At 73.3% G+C, this 21,315-nt stretch carries 18 protein-coding genes and 1 pseudogene; 9 read left to right on the forward strand and 10 right to left on the reverse strand.

Going from position 1 to position 21,315, the window contains the following annotated elements; translation table 11 throughout:
• Positions 1–132: 132 nt before the first annotated feature.
• A complete protein-coding gene (locus ACIRJT_RS12750) occupies positions 133–1,902 on the reverse strand; it encodes a dolichyl-phosphate-mannose--protein mannosyltransferase (RefSeq protein WP_403907941.1) in 1,770 nt (589 codons plus the stop codon).
• A gap of 53 nt (positions 1,903–1,955) precedes the next feature.
• On the opposite strand from ACIRJT_RS12750, the gene rsmI reads away from it, so the two are divergent.
• On the forward strand, positions 1,956–2,852 hold the full coding sequence (gene rsmI / locus ACIRJT_RS12755; RefSeq protein WP_403907943.1) for a 16S rRNA (cytidine(1402)-2'-O)-methyltransferase: 897 nt from the start codon (positions 1,956–1,958) through the stop codon (positions 2,850–2,852).
• 23 nt (positions 2,853–2,875) lie between these two features.
• On the opposite strand, the gene ACIRJT_RS12760 is transcribed toward rsmI, so the two are convergent.
• Genes ACIRJT_RS12760 through ACIRJT_RS12780 form a run of 5 tightly spaced genes read right to left on the reverse strand, consistent with a single transcriptional unit; the run spans position 2,876 to position 6,845 of the window.
• The gene (locus tag ACIRJT_RS12760; RefSeq protein ID WP_403907945.1) at positions 2,876–3,955 is read right to left on the reverse strand and encodes a serine hydrolase domain-containing protein; all 1,080 of its coding nucleotides are present in this window, start codon (positions 3,953–3,955) and stop codon (positions 2,876–2,878) included.
• Complete coding sequence (locus ACIRJT_RS12765) at positions 3,952–4,881, reverse strand: DUF6895 family protein (protein WP_403907947.1); 930 nt, start codon at positions 4,879–4,881, stop codon at positions 3,952–3,954. Before ACIRJT_RS12765 ends, ACIRJT_RS12760 begins: the two co-directional genes overlap by 4 nt.
• Complete coding sequence (locus ACIRJT_RS12770) at positions 4,878–5,954, reverse strand: DUF6895 family protein (RefSeq protein ID WP_403907949.1); 1,077 nt, start codon at positions 5,952–5,954, stop codon at positions 4,878–4,880. The genes ACIRJT_RS12765 and ACIRJT_RS12770 overlap by 4 nt, the downstream gene beginning before the upstream one ends.
• On the reverse strand, positions 5,951–6,658 hold the full coding sequence (locus ACIRJT_RS12775; protein ID WP_403907951.1) for a hypothetical protein: 708 nt from the start codon (positions 6,656–6,658) through the stop codon (positions 5,951–5,953). Before ACIRJT_RS12775 ends, ACIRJT_RS12770 begins: the two co-directional genes overlap by 4 nt.
• 10 nt (positions 6,659–6,668) lie before the next feature.
• Positions 6,669–6,845: a hypothetical protein gene (locus tag ACIRJT_RS12780; protein ID WP_371623929.1), complete on the reverse strand. Its 177-nt coding sequence runs from the start codon at positions 6,843–6,845 to the stop codon at positions 6,669–6,671.
• 452 nt (positions 6,846–7,297) lie between these two features.
• Here ACIRJT_RS12780 and ACIRJT_RS12785 point away from each other — a divergent pair, with 452 nt between their 5' ends.
• From ACIRJT_RS12785 to ACIRJT_RS12805, 5 genes are all read left to right on the forward strand, one after another.
• Complete coding sequence (locus ACIRJT_RS12785) at positions 7,298–7,669, forward strand: hypothetical protein (protein ID WP_403907953.1); 372 nt, start codon at positions 7,298–7,300, stop codon at positions 7,667–7,669.
• A 176-nt stretch (positions 7,670–7,845) separates the two neighbouring features.
• On the forward strand, positions 7,846–8,721 hold the full coding sequence (locus ACIRJT_RS12790; RefSeq protein ID WP_403907955.1) for a TatD family hydrolase: 876 nt from the start codon (positions 7,846–7,848) through the stop codon (positions 8,719–8,721).
• 173 nt (positions 8,722–8,894) lie between these two features.
• Positions 8,895–9,767, forward strand: coding sequence for a 16S rRNA (adenine(1518)-N(6)/adenine(1519)-N(6))-dimethyltransferase RsmA (gene rsmA / locus ACIRJT_RS12795; RefSeq protein WP_365083608.1), 873 nt, complete (start codon positions 8,895–8,897; stop codon positions 9,765–9,767).
• Positions 9,764–10,672 (forward strand): 4-(cytidine 5'-diphospho)-2-C-methyl-D-erythritol kinase, encoded by a 909-nt coding sequence (locus tag ACIRJT_RS12800; RefSeq protein WP_403907957.1) that lies wholly within the window; start codon positions 9,764–9,766, stop codon positions 10,670–10,672. Before rsmA ends, ACIRJT_RS12800 begins: the two co-directional genes overlap by 4 nt.
• 96 nt (positions 10,673–10,768) lie before the next feature.
• A complete protein-coding gene (locus ACIRJT_RS12805) occupies positions 10,769–12,136 on the forward strand; it encodes an acyltransferase (protein WP_403907959.1) in 1,368 nt (455 codons plus the stop codon).
• On the opposite strand, the pseudogene ACIRJT_RS12810 reads toward ACIRJT_RS12805, so the two are convergent.
• The 4 genes and pseudogenes from ACIRJT_RS12810 to ACIRJT_RS12825 form a co-directional block, all read right to left on the reverse strand.
• Positions 12,124–12,251 (reverse strand): annotated as a pseudogene (locus ACIRJT_RS12810) (Txe/YoeB family addiction module toxin); the annotation flags it as partial. The gene ACIRJT_RS12805 and the pseudogene ACIRJT_RS12810 overlap by 13 nt on opposite strands.
• 79 nt (positions 12,252–12,330) lie before the next feature.
• Complete coding sequence (locus tag ACIRJT_RS12815) at positions 12,331–13,413, reverse strand: hypothetical protein (RefSeq protein ID WP_403907961.1); 1,083 nt, start codon at positions 13,411–13,413, stop codon at positions 12,331–12,333.
• Positions 13,410–14,549: a hypothetical protein gene (locus ACIRJT_RS12820; RefSeq protein ID WP_403907963.1), complete on the reverse strand. Its 1,140-nt coding sequence runs from the start codon at positions 14,547–14,549 to the stop codon at positions 13,410–13,412. The genes ACIRJT_RS12815 and ACIRJT_RS12820 overlap by 4 nt, the downstream gene beginning before the upstream one ends.
• A 106-nt stretch (positions 14,550–14,655) precedes the next feature.
• Complete coding sequence (locus ACIRJT_RS12825) at positions 14,656–15,402, reverse strand: lipoprotein (RefSeq protein ID WP_403907965.1); 747 nt, start codon at positions 15,400–15,402, stop codon at positions 14,656–14,658.
• Between the two features lie 147 nt (positions 15,403–15,549).
• Here ACIRJT_RS12825 and ACIRJT_RS12830 point away from each other — a divergent pair, with 147 nt between their 5' ends.
• The 3 genes from ACIRJT_RS12830 (at position 15,550) to ACIRJT_RS12840 (ending at position 21,300) form a co-directional block, all read left to right on the forward strand.
• Positions 15,550–17,367 carry an ABC-F family ATP-binding cassette domain-containing protein gene (locus tag ACIRJT_RS12830; protein WP_403907967.1) on the forward strand — a complete coding sequence of 606 codons (1,818 nt, stop codon included), beginning with the start codon at positions 15,550–15,552 and terminating at the stop codon, positions 17,365–17,367.
• Between the two features lie 69 nt (positions 17,368–17,436).
• Positions 17,437–19,140 (forward strand): PQQ-binding-like beta-propeller repeat protein, encoded by a 1,704-nt coding sequence (locus ACIRJT_RS12835; RefSeq protein WP_403907969.1) that lies wholly within the window; start codon positions 17,437–17,439, stop codon positions 19,138–19,140.
• 237 nt (positions 19,141–19,377) lie between these two features.
• Positions 19,378–21,300, forward strand: coding sequence for a PQQ-binding-like beta-propeller repeat protein (locus ACIRJT_RS12840; RefSeq protein ID WP_403907971.1), 1,923 nt, complete (start codon positions 19,378–19,380; stop codon positions 21,298–21,300).
• Positions 21,301–21,315: the final 15 nt, after the last annotated feature.

Consider the following 21,315-nt stretch of genomic DNA (forward strand, 5'->3'; position numbering starts at 1 on the left):
GGGGTGGTGCTTCTTATCATCTCTACCCCCCCCCCCCCCCCGCCCCCGCCCGCCGGCCCCCCCCCCCCCCCCCCCCCCCCCCCCCCCCCCCCCCCCGCGTTTCTGCTTCCCGTCCCGGTCGCACGATGGTGCCTAAACCCACGTGTCCAGCCACATCCGGTCCCGCCACAGGTCCTCCGGGATCGACGTCCCGGTGAACAGCGGCCAGAAGTAGATGAAGTTCCAGACGATCAGGAGTACCAGCACGCCCACCGTGATCGCCCCCAGCGTGCGGCGGCGTTCGCCCGTGGGGTCGTGGGTGGTGAGGCCCAGTTCGGCCCGGGCGCCCGTGCCCGCCGCCGGGCCCGCGATCGCGCCCAGCATCATCGTCACGGCCAGACACAGGAACGGGACGAACACCACCGCGTAGAAGAGGAAGATCGTCCGTTCCTGGTAGAAGAACCAGGGCAGCCAGCCCGCCACCACACCGCAGGCGATCGCGCCGGCCCGCCAGTCGCGGCGGAAGAACCAGCGCCAGAGCACGTACGCGAGGGCGAAGCAGGCCAGCCACCACAGCAGCGGGGTGCCGATGGCGAGGACCTCGCTGGCGCACTTGCCGGTCGCCGATTCCTTGCAGCCCGCCTCCTCCTCGTAGTAGTACGACACGGGCCGGCCCAGCACGAGCCAGCTCCACGGGTTGGACTCGTACGTGTGGCCCGAGGTCAGGCCGACGTGGAAGTCGTACACCTGGTTCTCGTAGTGCCACAGGCTGCGCAGCCAGTCCGGGAACAGCCAGCTCCAGGAGGAGTCCTTGCCCTCGGTGGCCGCCCAGTTCCGGTAGTAGCCCTTGTCCGTGACGATCCAGCCGGTCCACGACACGACGTACGTGACGATCGCGACCGGCACCGTGGAGAAGAACGCGGGGACCAGGTCGCGGCGCAGCACCGCCTGGTACGGGTGCACGGCCCCCGCTGTGCGCCGCGCGCCGACATCCCACAGGACCGTCATCAGGCCGAACGCGGCCAGGACGTAGAGGCCGTTCCACTTCGTGGCGAAGGCCAGGCCCAGCATCACGCCGGCCGCCAGCCGCCACGGCCGCCACCTCAGGCGCAGGGTCTCCGCGATCCGGGCGTCGGGGCGCAGCACCCCCTCCTCGTCGACCGGCAGCGCGTCGGCCAATCGGCGGCGGGCATGGTCGCGGTCGGCCACCAGGCAGCCGAACGCGGCCAGCACGAAGAACATGACGATCAGGTCGAGCAGGGCGGTCCGGCTCATCACGAAGTGCAGCCCGTCCACCGCGAGCAGCAGCCCCGCCAGACAGCCCAGGAACGTGGAGCGGAACAGCCGCCGGCCGATCCGGCACAGCAGGAGTACGGAGACCGTGCCCAGCACCGCCACCATGAAGCGCCAGCCGAACGGCGTGAAGCCGAACAGCTGCTCGCCGAGCCCGATGATCCACTTGCCGACCGGCGGATGCACCACATAGCCCGGGTCGGTCGGGATCGGGACGGAGGAGGGGTCCTTCAGGAGCAGCTTGTCGACGTCCTTGGGCCAGGACCCCTCGTACCCCTGGTTGACCAGCGCCCACGCGTCCTTCGCGTAGTACGTCTCGTCGAATATCACGGCGTGCGGCTGGTCAAGCCGCCAGAAGCGCAGCAGCCCGGCGACCAGCGTCACCAGCAGCGGGCCGCCCCAGCCGGACCACCGCACCAGCCGGTCGGCCACGTGCGGCGGGATCGCGAGCACCGACCACACCTGCCGTCCGGGCCGGGTGTACGGCGGGTCCAGCCGGTCGCGGAGAGAGGTCTCCGGGCGGGGAACATGGCCGAAGCGGCGCAGCCGCCGTTGCCAGGAGGTCGGCTGTTCGCCGAGCGGCTCCCCGGCGTCTTGGCCCCGCTGGGTCTCGGGTGCGGTACTCGTCACCGCGCCATCGTAGGGAACGCATCTGTGCGAAGGGCGCTGCCCGTGCTGCGAGGATGGCTGATGTGACTGGAACGACTGGAACGCTCGTGCTCGCAGGGACCCCCATCGGTGACGTGTCGGACGCCCCGCCACGCCTCGCCGCCGAACTGGAGCGGGCCGACGTCGTCGCCGCCGAGGACACCCGGCGGCTGCGCCGGCTCACCCAGGCGCTCGGCATCCACACCTCGGGGCGTGTCGTCTCCTACTTCGAGGGGAACGAGTCCGCCCGCACGCCGGAGCTCGTCGAGGCCCTGACCGGCGGCGCGCGTGTCCTGCTCGTCACGGACGCGGGCATGCCGTCCGTCTCCGACCCCGGCTACCGGCTCGTCGCCGCCGCCGTGGAGAAGGACATCCGCGTCACCGCCGTCCCGGGGCCCAGCGCCGTGCTCACCGCGCTCGCGCTCTCCGGGCTGCCCGTGGACCGGTTCTGCTTCGAGGGGTTTCTGCCCCGCAAGGCCGGTGAACGGCTCTCCAAGCTCCGCGAGGTCGGGGACGAGCGGCGCACCATGGTCTTCTTCGAGGCCCCCCACCGGCTCGACGACACCCTCGCCGCGATGGCGGAGGTCTTCGGCGCCGAGCGCCGCGCCGCCGTGTGCCGGGAGCTGACCAAGACGTACGAGGAGGTCAAGCGCGGCCCGCTCGGCGAGCTGGCCGTGTGGGCCGCCGACGGCGTGCGCGGGGAGATCACCGTCGTCGTGGAGGGCGCCACCGACTCCGGCGACGAGGGCCTGGACGCCGACGAACTGGTGCGGCGTGTGCGCGTGCGCGAGGAGGCGGGGGAGCGGCGCAAGGAGGCGATCGCCGCCGTCGCCGCCGCCGCCGGGCTGCCCAAGCGGGACGTCTTCGACGCGGTGGTCGCCGCCAAGAACGCGGAGAAGGGCGCGGAGAAGGGTGCCCCGCGCAAGCCGTAGCGGCCCCGCCGAAGCCGTAGCGCCTACGGCGTCTCCGTCAGCAGGCCGTACGCCGTCGCGACGAACGTGTCCGCCCGGTGCACCCGCCGTGTCGCCGTCGCCGCCACCGCGAGACCCGTGTCCGGGCGGAAGCCCAGGAACGCCTGCTGGCCCAGGGTCGCTCCCGCGTGGAAGAGGACCGGGCCGTACGGGGACGGGTGGAGGAACCACGTGAGCGTGTGGGTGTGCGCGTGGCGCAGGCCCCGCCGCAGCAGGGGGCGGGACACGTCGGTGAGCGCGGCGTCCAGCGTCGGGTCCCGGGGATCGGGCCCGCCCGGACGGTCCGCCACGTGCGCCGCCGCGTGCGCCTCCAGGAACGTCAGCAGGTCCAGCGGGGTCGCCCGGACCGCGCCCGCCGCCGTGAAGCCCCCGGTGTCCAGCGCGGGCACCGGCGTCCCGTCGCGGCGGTGGCCGACCGCCTCCGTGCCCTCCGGCCCCGGGCGCACCCGGGTCGCCGCCAGGCCCAGCGGGGCCAGCACCTGCTGGTGCAGCAGGATCTCCCACGGCGTGCCGGTGGCCGCCGCCAGGGTGTGGCCGAGGACCGAGACGGCGAAGTTCGAGTAGTGCCAGCGGGTCCCGGGCCGGTGGCGCGGGCGGGCCCGCAGGAAGGCCCGGACCACCCGGTCGGCCGGGTAGCCGCCGTACGGGTCGGTGGACCAGCGGGGCACCGCCTGCGGGTAGAAGTCGGCGGGCAGGCCCGGCAGCCCCGAGGTGTGGGTGAGCAGATGGCGCAAGGTGATCCGGCGCACCGCCGGGTGCACCGGGAGGCCCGGGGCCAGCAGGTCCGCCGCCCGGTCCGCGTACCGCACCCGGCCCTGCGCCACCAGCCGGGCCAGCAGGAGCCCCGCGAACGGCTTCGACGCCGAGCCCAGCTCGTACACCAGCCGCTCCCGGCCCACCGGGCCCGGTTCCGTACCGCCGCCGGTGTGGACGGTGCGCACCCCGTTCCGGCTGACCGCGAGCACCAGGTCCGGTGCGTCGACCGCGCCGGCCGCCTCGGCCAGGAGGCGTGCGTCGGCCGGGGAGCCGGGGGTGTCCACGCGGACCGCGGTCGTGTCGGTCATGCCGGGGCCGGTGCTGCGCTGAGGTCGGACAGGGCGCGGGACATCGCGAGCGCCGAGGCGAACGCGGCGACCAGCGTCGGGTGGTAGACGAGGTCGAACACCGACTCCTCGTCGCCCTCCGGCATTCCGCCGACCACCGGCATCGCCCCGTCCGGCTGCTGGGCCTGCGCGAACCCCTGCCAGGCCGCCGGGTCCAGCGTCGGTCCGGGGAGGCACGCGTCGACGACCAGCAGCTCGCCCAGCAGGTCCCAGCGCTTCAGGTCCAGCCAGTCGTCCAGCCAGACCGGCAGCCACAGCGCCAGGTACTCCGCGATGTCGGCGGGCAGGCCGGCGGGCTTCTCGCCCCAGTCGGTGAGGTGGAACACCGTGTGCGTGATGTCGTAGCCGATGTGGCCCTCGACCGTCCAGGGCTCGGCCCGCCGCGCCAGCCAGGTGTGGGCCAGCGCCGCCGTCTCCGGAATGCACGGCTCCACCCCGAAGCGCCGCTCGATCGCGCTCAGGCCGAGCCGCCGCACCGGCAGCACCTCCAGCGCCGCCCAGCTGGCCAACCGGTGGTTGAGCCGGATCGCGGACTCCAGGTCCGGCTGCCGGTAGCCCAGCTCCCGGAACGGCACGTAGACCTCCAGCGGCACCGGCGACAGCGGTTCGCGCCGCTGGCCCTCCAGCAGCCGGGCCCCGGAGTCCAGCAGTTCGTGCCAGGCGTGGTCCAGGAGCTTGTGGGCCAGGGAGGACTGCTGCGAGCCGGCCACGCCCTCGCGGAAGATGACCTTGCCGATCAGTGCCAGCTCGCCCAGCGGCTTGAAGCGGTCCAGCATCCCCGCCTCCGGTGACGGGTCGGCCTCCAGCCGGAACCCCTCCCGGTGTTCGTACAGCCAGCCCAGGGCCTTCGCCCCGACGTCGTGGATCTGCTGGATGCCGCTGCTCATGCGGTCCGCCTTTCCCGGCCGGGCGCGGACCCGTCCGTCTGCCCCGGCGACCGCAGCGACCTCAGGGACAGGGCCGCGGCGAAGGCCGTCACGAGCGTGGAGTGGTAGCAGTCGATGAAGGGGTACGGGTCCGGCGACGCCGTGTCCCGCACCGGTGGGCCGGTCTCCGGGACGCAGCCGCTCGCGTGCTGTACGTCGGCGAGCACCGGCCACACCGCGTCCAGCAGCGGCTCCGGCGCCGGGCCCGGCAGCGAAGCCGCCACCGCCAGCAGTTCGCCCGTCAGGTCCCACTGGCCGCTCTCCAGGCAGCCGTCGGCCCACGCGGGCAGCCAGGTCCGCAGATAGCCGTCGATCCTCGCGGGGACCCGGTCGGGCATCCGGCCCCAGTCGGTGAGGTGGAAGACGGTGTGGGTCAGCGCGTAGCCGGAGGGGCCCTCGAACATCCACGGCTCCGACAGGCCGCCCAGCCAGGTCCGGGACAGGACCGCTCCCGCGTCGGTGTGGGTGACCACGCCGACCCGCCGCTCGGAGTTGACCAGGCCCAGCTGCCGGTTGGCGTGCTGCTCGGTGTGGGCCCAGGCGCGGGTCGCGGTGAGCGTGCGGGCCAGGGCCTCGAAGCCCTCGTGGCGCAGCCCGTACCCGGCGAAGGCGGCGTAGATCTCGTACGGGTACGCGGCGAACGGCTCGGCGCGCAGCAGCTCCAGGAGCAGCTCGCCTTCCGCCACCTGCTCCCAGGCGTACGCGACGAGCTCCCCGGCCAGCTCGTGCTCCGGGGTGCCGGGGGCGGTGGTGCGGCGGATCGTGGAGCCGAGCTGGGCCAGTTCGCCCAGCGGCTTCAGCGTGGCGTTGACCTGGGTGCGGGGTTCCAGGACGTCGTCGGGGAGCGTGAAGTGCGCCCGCTGCGCGTCGGTCCAGGCGAGGGCTCCGCGCAGGACGCCGGGGAGGACCGTGAGCGCGGCGCCGGGGGCCGGGTGCTCCCGGTGGACCCCGGCCCCGGACCCCGGACCCGGGCGTCCACGTGGGCCGACGGCCGGGCGGTCCTGGGAGGGGCCCTCGGTCGCCGTCGTCGTCACCGTGCCCTCGCCTCGGCCATCAGCCGGGCGGCCCGCACATGGAGGGTGACCCGGGGATCGTGGCCGCCCATCAGCTCGACGAAGTCCAGGCCGCGCTCCAGGCCCAGCGTCGCCGGTTCGCCGCCGATGGCCGCGAGCCAGCGGCCCGCGCCCGCCGCCTGGAGCCAGTCGCGCCGCCGGACCGCGCGGACGAAGCCGCGCGACAGGTCGACGACACGGTTCGACGCGGCCCGCCGCACGGCCGAGGGGGCGGCCGGGACGGCCAGCGGTGCGAGCACCGAGAGCTGATGGGTGAACGCCTGCCAGGGGGACTCCTCCAGCCAGGCGGCGTCGGGCTCCGCGCACGTCGCGGGAGCGGCGGCCCCCGGTGAGGGCGACGCGATCCGCTGGAGCGTGGAGATCATGTGCCAGTGGCTCCAGGCCGTCGCGGCCGGAGCGTCGGGCTTGGGCGGGAACTCCCGCACCGCCCGGTCGAGCACGGCCACGTCACCCGGATGCGGATGGCGTCCGTACAGAACACTGGGCAGCAGCAGGTCGGCCCCGATGACCCGTGCCGCCGCGATTCCGGTCCTATTCTCCTCGTCGATTCCCGCCGCGCCGCACACCGTGGCGAGGTGGTCCCCGCTCCGCAGAGCGAGGACCACCTCTGTTGCCAGGTCATGCACGGCGCCCGCCAGGGGCGACGAGGCATGTGTCTGGTCCATGTGCCGGCGACTAGCCCTTCTTCGGGCGCGGGGTCGGGGGCGAGAGCAGCAGCGCGCCGCCGCCCGCGAGGAGTGCGAGGTAGGCGCACTCACGGGAGTCGCGGTACAGACCTTCGACCTCGCCCGGGTTGAGGGCGGCTTCGAGGTCGAGCTCGACGTCGGTGGCAGTGGTGTCCGTGGTGAACATGGGTTGTTCCCCGTCCTGTGGGAAATGGGGTGGACGTAATGAGTGAAAAGGAGGAATCGGGGCGCCGCAAATCGGCGTGCGACATCCGGGTAAATCGCGATTTCAATTGAATGGTGAATTCATGGAGTGCGGGCGGGGAAAAGCCCGGGAATTCAAGGGAAAGAGGCGGGCGCACAGGGGTGGTGCAGGGGCGCGTTCATGACGGACGCACGGCGCGCTCGGGGGCGCTCGTGTTCCGGTGGTCACGCACCGCCCCCTCGTGGTCCAGTCCAGTGCCATGCGTCGGCAAAGGGCTCCCAAAGCAGGCCAAGAACGCACCAATATTGGCTCTGAGCTGGTGCGTCCGTACGGGTGCAGGTGTCCACTGGAGGGGAGACGGGCCACCCGCTCGAAAACCCTCGGGCGGGCCGCCCGTCCCCGGAGCGCGTGACCCGCGGCCAAGAGGAGCAGGCATGAGCGAGATCGCAGCCACCACTGTCCATGAGGCGTATGCCTTCGCCTGCATGAAGTGCGGGTACGGCTGGGAGCAGTCCTACGAGATAGAGCACCATGTCGACGTCCACGGCCACGCCTTCGTCGTCTACACGGCGGACGGCGAGCGCGTGCCGTCCCCGCTCTCCACGCCCACCTGCGCCAACTGCGGCGGACATGTGGTGCGCATCATGCGGGCGGGACGGGTCGCCGGCGTCCAGCAGCTGCTGCGGAAGCAGCGGACGCCGCGCGCCCCGGAGACCGCCGCCAAGGACCGGGCGGTGTCGACCGCCGCCGCCCCGGCCCGACACTGGCGGCTGTCCGACCTGCTCCACCCCTTCCACCGCAAGTGATCCATCTCTTCCACCGCGCGTGACCCCGGCCACCGCGCGTGACACCGACCAACCACCGCGGGTGACGTGATCCTTCCGGCGCGGACAGGAGTGGGCCTTCCGTCGCGGGTGACGTACCCGGGTGGCTTCCGCAGCCGACGGTCGTACGAGGGTGGGGCCCTCGTACGATCGTCGGCATGAGCCGTACCGAAGCCCCGCCGCTGCCCGAGCCCCTGCGGGTTCCGGTCGCCGACTCCCACACGCACCTGGACATGCAGGACTCCACCGTCGAGGAGGCCCTCACCCGGGCCGCCGCGGTGAACGTGACCACCGTCGTCCAGGTCGGCTGCGACGTGGCCGGCTCCCGCTGGGCCGCCGACACCGCGGCCGCCCACCCCGCCGTCCACGCCTCGGTCGCCCTGCACCCCAACGAGGCCCCGCGCATCGTCCACGGGTACGTCGAGGGCACCGCCGGCACCGCGCGGCAGGGGGCGAGGGAGCCCGGCGGCAGGGCGGCGCTGGACGAGGCGCTGGCGGAGATCGACGCGCTGGCCGCCCTCGACCACGTGCGCGGGGTCGGCGAGACGGGCCTGGACTTCTTCCGCACCGGACCCGAGGGCGTCGCCGCCCAGGAGGAGTCCTTCCGGGCGCACATCGAGATCGCCAAGCGGCACGGCAAGGCCCTGGTCATCCACGACCGCGACGCGCACGAGGACGTCCTGCGGGTCCTGCTCGACGCGGGCGCGCCCGAGCGGACCGTGTTCCACTGCTACTCCGGCGACGCCGACATGGCCCGGACCTGCGCGCGGGCCGGGTACTTCATGTCCTTCGCGGGCAACGTGACCTTCAAGAACGCCCAGCCGCTGCGGGACGCCCTGGCCGTCGCCCCGACCGAGCTGGTCCTCGTCGAGACGGACGCGCCCTTCCTCACCCCCGCCCCGTACCGCGGCCGACCCAACGCGCCGTACCTCATTCCGGTCACGCTCCGTGCCATGGCGGAGGTGAAGGGCCTGGACGAGGACGTGCTGGCCGCCGCGATCTACGACAACACCGCGCGCGCGTTCGACTTCTGACCGCCGGACGAGCCCCGCTTCCGACCGCCGGACGAGCCCCGCTTCCGACCGCCGGGCGGGCCCCGCTTCCGACCGCCGGGCGGGCCCTGCTTCCGACCCCGCTTCCGACCGCCGGGCGGGCCCCCGCGGGCACGCCTGGCGGCCGGGTCGCGCCACGGCCGTAGGCTTACCGGGTGAGCAGCACAGAGCCCGACGCCCTCCTGGGCCCCGCAGACATCCGCGACCTGGCCGCGAAGCTGGGCGTACGTCCCACCAAACAGCGCGGTCAGAACTTCGTCATCGACGCCAACACCGTCCGCCGCATCGTGCGCACGGCCGAGGTCCGCCCGGACGACACCGTCGTCGAGGTCGGCCCCGGGCTCGGCTCGCTGACCCTGGCGCTGCTGGAGGCGGCGGACCGCGTCGTCGCCGTCGAGATCGACGACGTGCTCGCCGCCGCGCTGCCCGCCACGGTCCGGGCCCGGATGCCGGAGCGCGCCGACCGCTTCGCCCTGGTCCACTCCGACGCGATGCTGGTGACCGAGCTGCCGGGCCCGGCCCCCACCGCGCTCGTGGCGAACCTCCCGTACAACGTCGCCGTGCCCGTCCTGCTGACCATGCTGGAGCGTTTCCCCAGCATCGAGCGGACCCTCGTCATGGTCCAGGCCGAGGTCGCCGACCGGCTGGCCGCCCGCCCCGGCAACAAGGTCTACGGCGTGCCGTCGGTGAAGGCCAACTGGTACGCGGACGTCAAGCGCGCCGGGTCCATCGGCCGCACCGTCTTCTGGCCCGCGCCGAACGTCGACTCCGGGCTCGTCTCCCTGGTCCGGCGCACCGAGCCCATCGCCACCACCGCGAGCCGCGCCGAGGTCTTCGCCGTCGTGGACGCCGCCTTCGCCCAGCGCCGCAAGACCCTGCGCGCCGCGCTCTCCGGCTGGGCCGGCTCCGCGCCCGCCGCCGAGGCCGCGCTCGTCGCCGCCGGGATCTCGCCGCAGGCACGCGGTGAGGCGCTGACGGTGGAGGAGTTCGCGGCGATCGCGGAGAACAAGCCGGAGGCGGCCCTGTGAATGCTGCGGGTACGACCGTCACCGTCCGCGTCCCCGCCAAGGTCAACGTGCGGCTCGCCGTGGGCGCCGCCCGCCCCGACGGCTTCCACGACCTGGCCAACGTCTTCCTCGCCGTCGGCCTGTACGACGAGGTCACCGCGGTCCCCGCCGACGAGCTGCGCATCACCTGCTCCGGCCCGGACGCCGCCCAGGTCCCGCTGGACACCACCAACCTCGCCGCCCGCGCCGCCCTCGCGCTGGCCGAGCGGTACGGCGTCGAGCCCGCCGTCCACCTGCACATCGCCAAGGACATCCCGGTCGCGGGCGGCATGGCGGGCGGCAGCGCCGACGGGGCCGCGGCCCTGGTCGCCTGCGACGCCCTGTGGGGGACCGGCGCGAGCCGCGACGAGCTGCTGGCCATCTGCGCGGAGCTGGGCAGCGACGTCCCGTTCAGCCTGGTCGGCGGGGCCGCGCTCGGCACCGGACGCGGCGAGAAGCTGACCCCGATCGAGGTCGGCGGGACCTTCCACTGGGTCTTCGCGGTGGCGGACGGCGGCCTCTCCACGCCCGCCGTGTACGGCGAGTTCGACCGGCTCACGGCCGGCACCGAGGTCCCGGAACCGACCGCGTCCCCCGCTCTCCTCGCCGCCCTGCGCTCCGGCGACTCCGGCGCACTCGCGGGCGCCCTGAGCAACGACCTCCAGCCCGCCGCGCTCTCCCTGCGCCCCTCGCTGGCGGACACCCTGGCCGCGGGCACCGAGGCGGGGGCCCTGGCCGCCCTGGTCTCCGGGTCCGGGCCGACGACGGCGTTCCTGGTGGAGGACGAGTCGGCGGCCCGCAAGGTGGCCGAGGCGCTGATGGCCTCCGGAACGTGCCGCGAGGCGCGCACGGCGGTGTCGCCCGCACCCGGCGCGAAGGCGATCTGACCCCGCGCCCCTCTTCCCCTCCGCCCCTCGTACTCACCCGGGATCTGAGTACGGTCGCGCTGCCGCGCCCCGCCCGGCCCGCGCGACCGTACCTCCATGGGATCAAGTGTTCGTGAACTGGCCGGGGCGACGCCCGCCACCCGGGACCGCTACGTCGACCTCCTGCGGGTCGCCTCCCTCGGCGCGGTCGTGCTCGGCCACTGGCTGATGGCCGCCGTCACCCCGGACGGGGTGGGCAACCTGCTCGCCGTCGTCCCGGAACTCCAGCCGCTGACCTGGCTGCTCCAGGTCATGCCGGTGTTCTTCTTCGTCGGCGGCTTCTCCCACGCGCTGTCCTACCGCTCCCTGCTCCGCAAGCGCCCCGCGGGGTCCGAGGACTCCGTCTACTCGGCCTTCCTGCGCGCCCGGCTCCAGCGGCTGCTGCGCCCCACCACGGTCTTCGTCCTCGTCTGGGGTGCGGCGGCGCTGCTGGTCCAACTCCTCGGCGGAGGCGGCGGACTGACCGGCGTCACCCTGCGCATGGTGACCCAGCCGCTCTGGTTCATCGGGATCTACCTGGCGATGGTCGCGTTCACCCCGTCGCTTCTGAAGCTGCACGAGCGGTACGGCTGGGGGGCCTTCGCCGGACTGGCCGGGGCGGCGCTCGCGGTGGACGTGCTGCGCTTCGCGGCCGAAGTCCCGTACGTCGAGTTCCTGAATTTCGCGTTCGTCTGGCTGGCCGTCCACCAGCTCGGCTTCCTGCGCGCCGACGGCCGCATCCGCCGCCCCGCGCTCCTCGCCGGGGCTGGCCTGGTCACCGCGATCGCGCTGGTGGCGTTCGGGCCGTACCCGCTGTCCATGGTCGGGATGCCCGGCGAGAAGGTCAGCAACATGGCCCCGCCCACCCTCGCCCTGCTCTGCCACGGCCTCTGGCTCGTCGGCGCGGTCGAACTGCTCCGCGCCCCGGCGGCCCGCCTGCTGGAGCGCCCCCGCGTCTGGCGCACGGTGGTGGCGGCCAACGGGGTGGCGATGACCGCGTTCCTCTGGCACCTCACGGCGATGTTCGGGGTGTACGGGGCGCTGCTCGCCCTCGGCGTCGGGCTGCCCGAACCTGCGTCGGCCGCCTGGTGGGCCCAGGTCCCGCTGCGGCTCGCCCTCGCGGCGGCCCTCACCGCCGGGCTCGTCGCCGCCTTCCGCGCCTTCGAACGCCCGGTCTCCGCGGCCCCGGGAAGTCCGGAAGCCCTGGGAAGCCCCGGGGCCACGGGAGCGGGACCCCTCGCGGCCCTGGGCGCGACGCTCTGCCTGCTCGGCGTGCTGGGCCTGTCCATGGTCGGCTTCGGCGGCCTGCTGGACGGCCGTACCGCCCTGCTGATCGCGGTCCCGGTCAGCGCGCCCGCCGCCGTCGCGATGACGCTGGGCGGCTGGCTGCTCGTGGAGCGGGCGGGGCGGGGGACCGGCGTGCGGGCCGGACTTCAGCGGCCGTAGTGGTAGTGGCAGGCGGCGATACGGACCTCGTCGTCGACCACCTTGTGGATGAGCCGGTGCTCGTCGGTGATGCGGCGCGACCAGTACCCCTGAAGCCGTGTTTCAGGGGCTCCGGAGCTGGTACGCGGTCTCCTTGAGGGACTCGTACTCATCGAGCGCCGCTATCACCACGGGCTCGTGCCCGCTCTCCGCCCCTACGTCGCCCGGGGCGCCTCGCAGCCGTGGTTCTCCGCCGAGCGCTCGGCGAAGCGTTGGAGGGCCGCCCGCAGTCCCCGGTGGTCCACGACCGGCGCCGCGAGCTTCCGGTCGTTCTGGTCGCCGAGGGTGTCCACCCGGAACAGGGCGGTCCCGCCCGCGCCGGGGCATCGGGCCTCCAGCGCGTAGTCGCCGGTCGGCGCGTCCGGTCCCGTGCGGGCGGCGGCGTCGCTGTCCAGCCATTCGTGCATCCGGACGCGGGCAGACCGGGCGGACGGCCCGTAAAACGCGGTGAACCCGTACAGGTACGCGCCGCGCAGACCGCCCAGGACGCAGTTCTCCAGAGGCGCCGGGGCCGCCGTGATCTCCTGCACCGTGCGCACGCCCCACCGGGCGGCCGTCTTCCCGTCCAGCAGGCCCGCACAGCTCCCCGTCGCAGCGGCGACGGGTTTGTAGTCCGCGCGGGTCGTCGAAACGCCCACGTGCTTCACCCGCCCGCCGACCGGAGCCGCGCAGCCGGTCCGCCGGGCGTATGCCGATGCCGTCTCCGTGAGGACGGCGACGAGCCGCTCCCGTGCCACGGGGTCGTCGAAACCGCCCCGGCCGAGGTCGGCCTCCGCCGTCATCAGCTGCCCGTAGTCGGACTCCTTGCCGCAGTTCAGCATCAGGACGGCCCTCGCCTCGTCCCTGTCCTCGCTGTCCGGGTCGAACCCGAAGGAACCGGTCCAGCCGTGGCCCAGGGGCGCGTCGAACCCGTTGGAGTTCTCCAGGTCCGCCATGCGTTCGGTCCTCCCGGACCACAGCACCAGGCCGGCGTCCGTGTCCTCGTCCGACGCGCTGACCGTGCAGTGCCGCCGGTCGCCCCAGCGGGCCGACGAGGTCAGGTGGATGCCGTCGAACAGCTCCCGCACCGCCCCGGCCGCCAGATCGCCCTCGCAGGCCGAGTCCAGCGCCCGGTCGTCGCGCCAGGAGTCGTAGCCGCCGGAGACCCAGAAGATTCCTCCCGCCAGCACCGCCGCGGTCGCGGTCCAGGCCGCCGTGCGGCGCACCCACCGCCTGCGCCAGAAACGGACGTCGCTCACTTCCACACCTTTCCGAGGACCTTGACCGCACGGCAGGCGGACGAGGCCAGATACGCGTCGAGGATCCGGTCGGCCCGGTCGGCCGCGAGAGCGGGCGCGGCCGTTTCCACCGTCACCCGGCTCAGCGTCCGGGCCCCCGAGCACGAGGACTCGGCCCAGACGGCCAGCACGTACGACTTCTCGCCGCTCTCCGGCTCCGGGGCCCGGGACAGGGCGGCCAGCTCGGACCCGTACGCCGTGCGCGCCTCGGGCAGCAGCGGCCCCCGCCAGCTCACCGAGGACACGAGGGCGGCATGGTCCAGCCGATTCGCCGGCTCCGCACGCCGCACGCTCAGGGAGCAGGCGTCCGCGTCGTCGCCCGTGACGCCGTCGGGTTCCCGGTCGTCACGCCCCCGGGCCCTGCCGTCGAGCATCTCCGGCCGGAACCAGCGGCAGGCCTGCGGGACCTCCTCGGAGTCCTCGGATTCCTCGGAGTCCTCCGCCTCGGGCTCCGGCGGCGGCCGTACGTCCGAGGGCTCCACCGCCGTGCCTCCGCAGCGGCCCCGGTCACGTACGTGGTTGGCGACCGCCGCCACCGCGTCGCCCAGCTCTCCCGCGACCTGCGACCCGTCCGCGTCCAGCGATGCGTGGACGCGGAAGCGGGTCACCGGCCGGGGGTAGCCGGGCAGGCCGGCCGGGCAGTCGGCGGTGACCTGGGTGGTGGCGGTCCGGTACGCGGTGGCCCAGTCGGGCTCCTCCGCGGTCCGCGCGGCAAGGATGTCCCTGGGCCGTACGCCGGACAGCGGAACGTCCAGCACCGGCACCGCCGCGAGTTCCAGGCCCCCGGACCCGCCTCCCCCGTGGTCGCCCCACTCCAGCGAGCACCGCAGCAGGGTGCGCGGCCCCCGCCCGGACGGCCCGGTCAGGTCCAGGTCGTCGCGCAGCTCCCAGGTCTCGTCCCCGGGCAGCAGACCACGTACCGTCCCGGCCGGCAGAACACCCCCGCAGGCCGTGTCCAGCACACCGGCGTTATGGGCGTCGCGCCGCTCGGACCGTACGAGGAGGAATCCGGCCACCAGCACCGCGGCGAGCACCATCGCGGTCGCTTTCGGCAGCACCCGGTGACCGATGAACCGTTCCCATGCCGTTGCCGCCACTCTGGCCCCCCTGGCCCCATGATCAGTCGGCGCACGCTACCGCATGCCCTCTCTCCCGCGACGGGCGCGGGGGCCGGGCACGGCTCACCAGCCCGTCACCAGCCCGTCATCGGCGCGGCTTCAGGGTCTTCTTCGCCAGCTCGAACGCCGGAAGCATCGCCGTGTGCTCCTCGGTGTCCATCCCGCCCAGGTGCACCACGACCGGACCGTCGGGCGTCACGACGGCGAAGGCGCGCTCCTTCTTCGGCTCGTCCAGCAGTTCGCTGTGGGTGGTGTATCCGACCTCGGCGGCCGCGAGCGCACCGGCCGTCACCTGTGTGTAGGTGGCGGCCTCGGCTCCGTTCGGGGAGTCCGCCAGGAAGGCCTTCAGAACCGCGCGCGGGTCGTCCTCGGACGCCTTGCCCTGCCATACCCGGAGGAAGCCGATGTTGCCCGCCGGCTTGGCGTCGACCTCGCAGGCCACCTTCACCGTGCCCTGCTCGGAGAGCTCGGCCAGCACCTCGGCCAGCTCGGGGTCCGGATTCATCGTGGCCCCCCGCGGCTTCCAGTCCGCCGCGATGTCGAAGGTCACCGGCAGTTCGCACGCCGAACCCGCGCCTCCGACCTGCCCGCCCTTCTCCGCCACCTTCGTGGCGGCCGTGCCGGTCTTCTCCGCCCCGGCCTTGTCCGTCCCGGTCTCGTCCGCCCCGGCCTTCTCCGCCCCGGCCCCGGCCGCCTTCGCGGGTGCGCTGCTCGCCGCCGGCCCGCCCGGGCCGTCGTCGCCCGCCCCGGTCGACGACGAACAGCCGGCCAGCGTCACCGCCGCCAGGACTGCCGGTATCAGGCCCCGTACCGTTCCACGCGCCATCGTCATGAAGTCCCCACCCCGAATGTCTTCCGCACCGCTCCGACCCGGGGCTGCTCCCCATGATCGATTCGCGCACGTTATCGCGCTCCGCGCGGCGACTACTCTGGTACGTCGAGCGGTCCTCGCCGCAGGGACCCCCGGGACAGGAGTGAAATGGCCGTCAATCTGGTCAATGTCGAGCAGGTCAGCAAGGTGTACGGCACCCGTGCCCTGCTCGACGGCGTATCCCTCGGGGTCTCCGAGGGCGACCGGATCGGTGTCGTGGGTCGCAACGGCGACGGCAAGACCACCCTCATCCGGATGCTCGCCAAGCTGGAGGACGCGGACACCGGCCGCGTCACCCACAACGGCGGGCTGCGCCTCGGCGTCCTCACCCAGCACGACTCCCTGGACCCGAAGAAGACCATCCGCCAGGAGGTCATCGGCGATCTCGCCGACCACGAGTGGGCGGGCAGCGCCAAGATCCGCGACGTGCTCACCGGGCTCTTCGGCGGCCTGGCCCTCCCCGGCTTCGAGCACGGGCTCGACACCGTCATCGCCCCGCTCTCCGGTGGCGAGCGCCGCCGGATCGCGCTGGCCAAGCTCCTCATCGACGAGCAGGACCTGATCGTCCTCGACGAGCCCACCAACCACCTCGACGTCGAGGGCATCTCCTGGCTGGCCGGCCACCTGCGGACCCGGCGCTCCGCCCTCGTCTGCGTCACCCACGACCGGTGGTTCCTCGACCAGGTCTGCACCCGCATGTGGGACGTCCAGCGCGGCACCGTCCACGAGTACGAGGGCGGCTACAGCGACTACGTGTTCGCCCGCGCCGAGCGGGAGCGCATCGCCGCCACCGAGGAGTCCAAGCGGCAGAACCTCATGCGCAAGGAGCTGGCCTGGCTGCGTCGCGGCGCCCCCGCCCGCACCTCCAAGCCGCGCTACCGCATCGAGGCCGCCAACGAACTCATCGCCGACGTGCCGCCGCCGCGCGACACCAGCGAACTGATGAAGTTCGCCAACGCCCGCCTCGGCAAGACCGTCTTCGACCTGGAGGACGTGACCGTCCAGGCCGGGCCCAAGACCCTCCTCACCCACCTCACCTGGCAGCTCGGCCCCGGCGACCGCATCGGCCTGGTCGGCGTCAACGGCGCGGGCAAGACCTCGCTGCTGCGCGCGCTCGCCGAGGCCGCCCGCAGCCAGGGAGACGAACAGCCCGCCGCCGGGAAGGTCATCGTCGGCAAGACCGTCAAGCTCGCCTACCTCTCCCAGGAGGTCACCGAGCTGAACCCGAACCTCCGCGTCCTGGAGGCCGTCCAGCAGGTGCGCGACCGGGTCGACCTCGGCAAGGGCCGCGAGATGACCGCCGGTCAGCTCTGCGAGCAGTTCGGCTTCACCAAGGAGAAGCAGTGGACGCCCGTCGGCGACCTCTCCGGCGGTGAGCGCCGCCGGCTCCAGATCCTGCGGCTGCTGATGGACGAGCCCAACGTCCTCTTCCTCGACGAGCCCACCAACGACCTCGACATCGAGACCCTGACCCAGTTGGAGGACCTCCTCGACAGCTGGCCCGGTTCGATGATCGTGATCTCCCACGACCGGTTCTTCATCGAGCGGACCACCGACCGGGTCATGGCACTCCTCGGCGACCGCGCCCTGCGGATGCTGCCGCGCGGGATCGACGAGTACCTGGAGCGCCGCCGGCGGATGGAGGAGGAGTCCACCCCCTCCGCCGCAGCGCCCCGTACGTCCACCGCACCCGCCGCCGCCCCGGCCGTCTCGGCGCAGGAGGCCCGCGCCGCGAAGAAGGAGCTCCAGAAGGTCGAGCGGCAGCTCGACAAGCTCTCCACCCGCGAGACAACGCTGCACAAGCAGATCGCGGACAACGCCACCGACTTCGAGAAGGTCGCGGGGCTCGACGCCGAGCTGCGCGAACTCGTCACCGAGCGGGACGAGTTGGAGATGCGCTGGCTGGAGCTGGCCGAGGACGCCTGACGGAGGCCGGCGCGGCAGGTGGTAGAACGGGACGGCAGGCGCCGTACGTTCGGAGGGGGATCCACACCGATGCCGCAGTCGCAGCCACCGCAGCCGCCGCAGCCGCCGCGGGGCGGGCCGGGGGAGCAGGAGGGCTTCGGCGCTCCGTACGAACCGCGGCCCGGTGCGTACGGAGCCCCCGTGCCGCCCCGGCACCAGCCGCAGCCGCAGCCCGGCCCGTACGGTCGGCCGCCCACCGTGCCGTACGGCTACCCGGGGCCGCCCGGGCCCTCGCCCTCCGGCGGGCGCTCACGGGGCCGGGTAGCGGGTCTCGTCGCCGCCGTGCTCGCCGGGGTCCTCGTCATCGGGACGGGCGTCTGGTTCGCGGTGGGCGGCGATGAAGGCGCCGACGACAAGAAGCCCGTCGCCCAGGAGAGCACCTCCCCGAAGCGGCCCGGCACCGGGCCGAGCCCGAGGACGACGCCCGCCCCGGGGGCCGCGGAGATCAACAAGGGCCGCAAGGAGGGCGAGGCGAAGGTCCGCTGGGTCCAGCGGAACGGCGTGGACCTGCCGGGGGGCGGCGCCTCCGCCCTCGGCCCCTGGACCGTCGGCGACGTCGTGGCCAAGGCCATGTACCGCACGGCGTCCGGCTACTCCCTGGAGGACGGATCGCGGAAGTGGAGCCTGCGCCTGCCCTCCGACATCTGCGCGGCGCCCACCCTGCCGACCGCGGACGGGAAGATCGTCATCGGCCTCATGACCGACACCTCCACGGAGAATTCGGTCTGCGACAAGCTCCAGATGATCGACCTGGCCACCGGTGAGGCGGGCTGGTCCGCGACCTTCGAACGCGCGCCGACGCAGGACGGGCTCGCGAACATCGTCATGGCGATCAGCGACGACGTCCTGACGATCGGGCGCGTCGGCCGCACCGACGCCTACCGGATCAGTGACGGCAAGCACCTGTGGGACGAACTGCCCGGCCCCTGCCCGTCGTACGGTCTCGCGGGCGGAGCCGTCCTGCTCGCCGCTTTCAGCTGCCGCGACCAGCCGGCCGCCGAGTCCGAGGCCGGGTCCGAGCCCGACGACGCCGTCGGGGAAGTGCGGCGCATCGACCCGGGCACCGGCCGGACCCTGTGGACGTACAGGGCCGAGAAGGGCTGGGCGATCGACCAAGTCCACTCCGTGGACCCGCCGGTGATCTCGCTCCGCAAGGGCGGGGCGGTGGAGGGCGAGTGGGCGATCACGGTCCTGAACGCCGACGGAACCTTCCGCTCCCGGCCCGCCGCCGGCGCGGACGTCCCCGAGGCCCGGTGTTCCGGCATGCGGCGGAACGTGGGTGCGAACCTCGACACCTGCGTCGGCCTGGCCGCCGACGCCGACACGCTCTACGCCGCCACGAAGCACCGGTTCGTGGACGGCGTGCTGACCAACGACGTCGTCGCCTTCGACATGAGCACCGGCAAGAAGAAGTGGAAGGTCCCCGCGCCCGCCGGCCGGACCCTGATGCCGCTGCGCGTCGAAGACGGCAGGGCGCTGATCTACCTCAGCCCGCCCGGCCCGAGGAGCAGGACCAAGGACGTCGGCGGCGGCATCGTGGCGCTCGGGCCGGAAGGCGGCGCGCCGCGGCAGGTCCTGCGCCACCCGGCGTCGGCCGCGGCGACCGAGCGCACCTTCACCGATCCGCTCGTCCTCCACACCGCCGGCCGTTCGCTGCTCATGCTCACGCATGTCTCCGGGGCCACCGACGAGGAGGAGATGGAGCTGCCGGCGATGATGGCTTTCGGTGACTGACCATCACCTCCCGCCGGGGCGTAACGGAGGCATCACAAGGCGGTTCTCCCTTGGGAACAGGACTTGGCCCGAACCGGTGCCCCGTGGCGGGTGGGTGGTACAAAGAAGCCCCGCCCGACTGTCGTAACACCGCGGAAGCCATGCCCGATTCGCTCCTTTCCGAGGGGAATTGATCCTCTTGGGAATGCGGGGGAGACCGATTCGCGCACCGGGCCGCACGAAGGGGGACGTGCTGATATGAGCCAGCCGCCCAGCCAGCAACCGCCGCAGGGAGGCTTCGGGGCTCCGCAGGAGCCGCCGAACGGAACTCCTCAGCAGCCCCAGGACCAGCCGAACCCGGCGAAGCCGCCGCAGACGCCGCCCGGTCAGCCGCCCCAGGGCCCGCCCCCCGCACAGCCGCCGGCGCCCCCGGCCGGCCCGCCGCAGACGCCCCCGCCGGGCACCCCGGCGTACGGCTATCCGCAGCAGCAGCCCCCGGCCGGGCCCGGCTACGGCTACCCGCAGCAGCCAGGCCAGCAGCCCGGCCCCTACGGCCAGCAGGCCCCCGGCCCGTACGGCCAGCAACCCGGCCCCTACGGTCAGCAGGCCCCGGGCCCGTACGGCCAGCAGGCTCCCGGTCCGTACGGCCAGCAGCCCCAGCCCGGCTACGGCTACCCGACGCAGCAGTACCCCGGCGTCCCCGCCCCCGGCGGACCGGGCTCCGGCGGCGGGTTCCTCAAGAACAAGACCGGCATCGTGGTCGCGGCGGCGCTCGCCGTCGTCCTGGTCGCCGGGGCGGGCACCTGGTTCCTCGTGAACGACGACGGGGACGACCCCAAGAAGCCCGTCGCCGGCCCGAGCAACGACCCCAAGCCCCCCAGCGAGTCGCCGACGGTCGACGAGGGCGACGGCAGCGGCGACGGCCGCGAGGGCAACGACGACCTCAACGCCGGGCGCAAGCCGGGCGAGGCCAAGGTCGCCTGGCTCCAGAAGAACGACGTCGACCTGCCGCGCAACGGCGCGTCCGTCGAAGGCCCCTGGTTCACCGGCGACCTGGTCGCCAAGGCCATGTACCGCGGTGTCTCCGGCTACTCCGTCGTCGACGGCAAGCAGAAGTGGACCCTGGAGCTCCCCGCCGACGTGTGCGCCGCGCCCAACACCGCGACCGCCGACGGCAAGCTCGTCATCGGCGTGAAGGACGGCACCACCGACCGGGCCAAGTGCTCCGTCCTCCAGATGATCGACCTCAACACCGGCAAGGCCGGCTGGAAGAAGACGATCAAGAAGAACGGCACCTGGGACTTCCTGTCGGACATCGGTCTGGCGATCAGCGGAGACACCGTCACGGTGGGGCGCACGGGCAACTCCAACGCCTACCGCGTCAGCGACGGCAAGGAGTTGTTCGGCAACCCCGAGGGCAACTGCAAGCCCTTCGCCTTCGCCGGCGGCGCGAAGCTGATCGCCGCGGCCAGCTGCCGCACCGGCGACGCCGAGAACCCGCAGCACCAGGTCCAGGAGCTGGACCCGGTCACCGGCAAGGCCAAGTGGACGTACGAGCCCGCGCGCGGCTGGCAGGTCAGCAAGGTCTACTCGGTCAGCCCGCTCGTCGTCAGGTTCGACAACGAAAAGAAGAAGCAGTACGGCATCGCCGCGCTCACCGAGAGCGGCAAGCTCCGCTCGCAGCTCGCACCCGCGCAGGGCGACAAGCTCACCGTCGACTGCGGAGGCAGCTTCGCGATCTTCGGCGAGAAGCTCGAAGGGTGCAGCGGCGTCGCCGCCGACGCCAACACCTTCTACATCGCGACCGAGGACGACAGCAGCGGTACCTCGCGGACGAACAAGGTCATCGCGTTCGACCTGAACACCGGGAAGCCCAAGTGGGAGGCGCCCGCCCCGGCGGAGCGCGTTCTGAAGCCGCTGGGCATGGAGGGCGGCGACGTGCTGCTCTACATGCGGCCGAAGTACGACACCGCCGGCGCGCTCGTGACCCTCCCGCCGACCGGCGGCACCCCCAAGACGCTGCTCCAGCACCCGGCGTCGGCCGGCCGGATCGAGAACGGCTTCTTCTCGTCCAAGGTCCTCTACCAGGACGGCCGCTCCTACATCTTCAGCAAGCGTGTGAGCGCGAGCAACGACAAGGAAGAGCTGGAGCAGTCGACGATGCTGGTGTTCACCAAGTGACGGTCCGCCCCGGCA

The organism is Streptomyces sp. NPDC102283, from assembly GCF_044766265.1.
GTDB lineage: Bacteria > Actinomycetota > Actinomycetes > Streptomycetales > Streptomycetaceae > Streptomyces.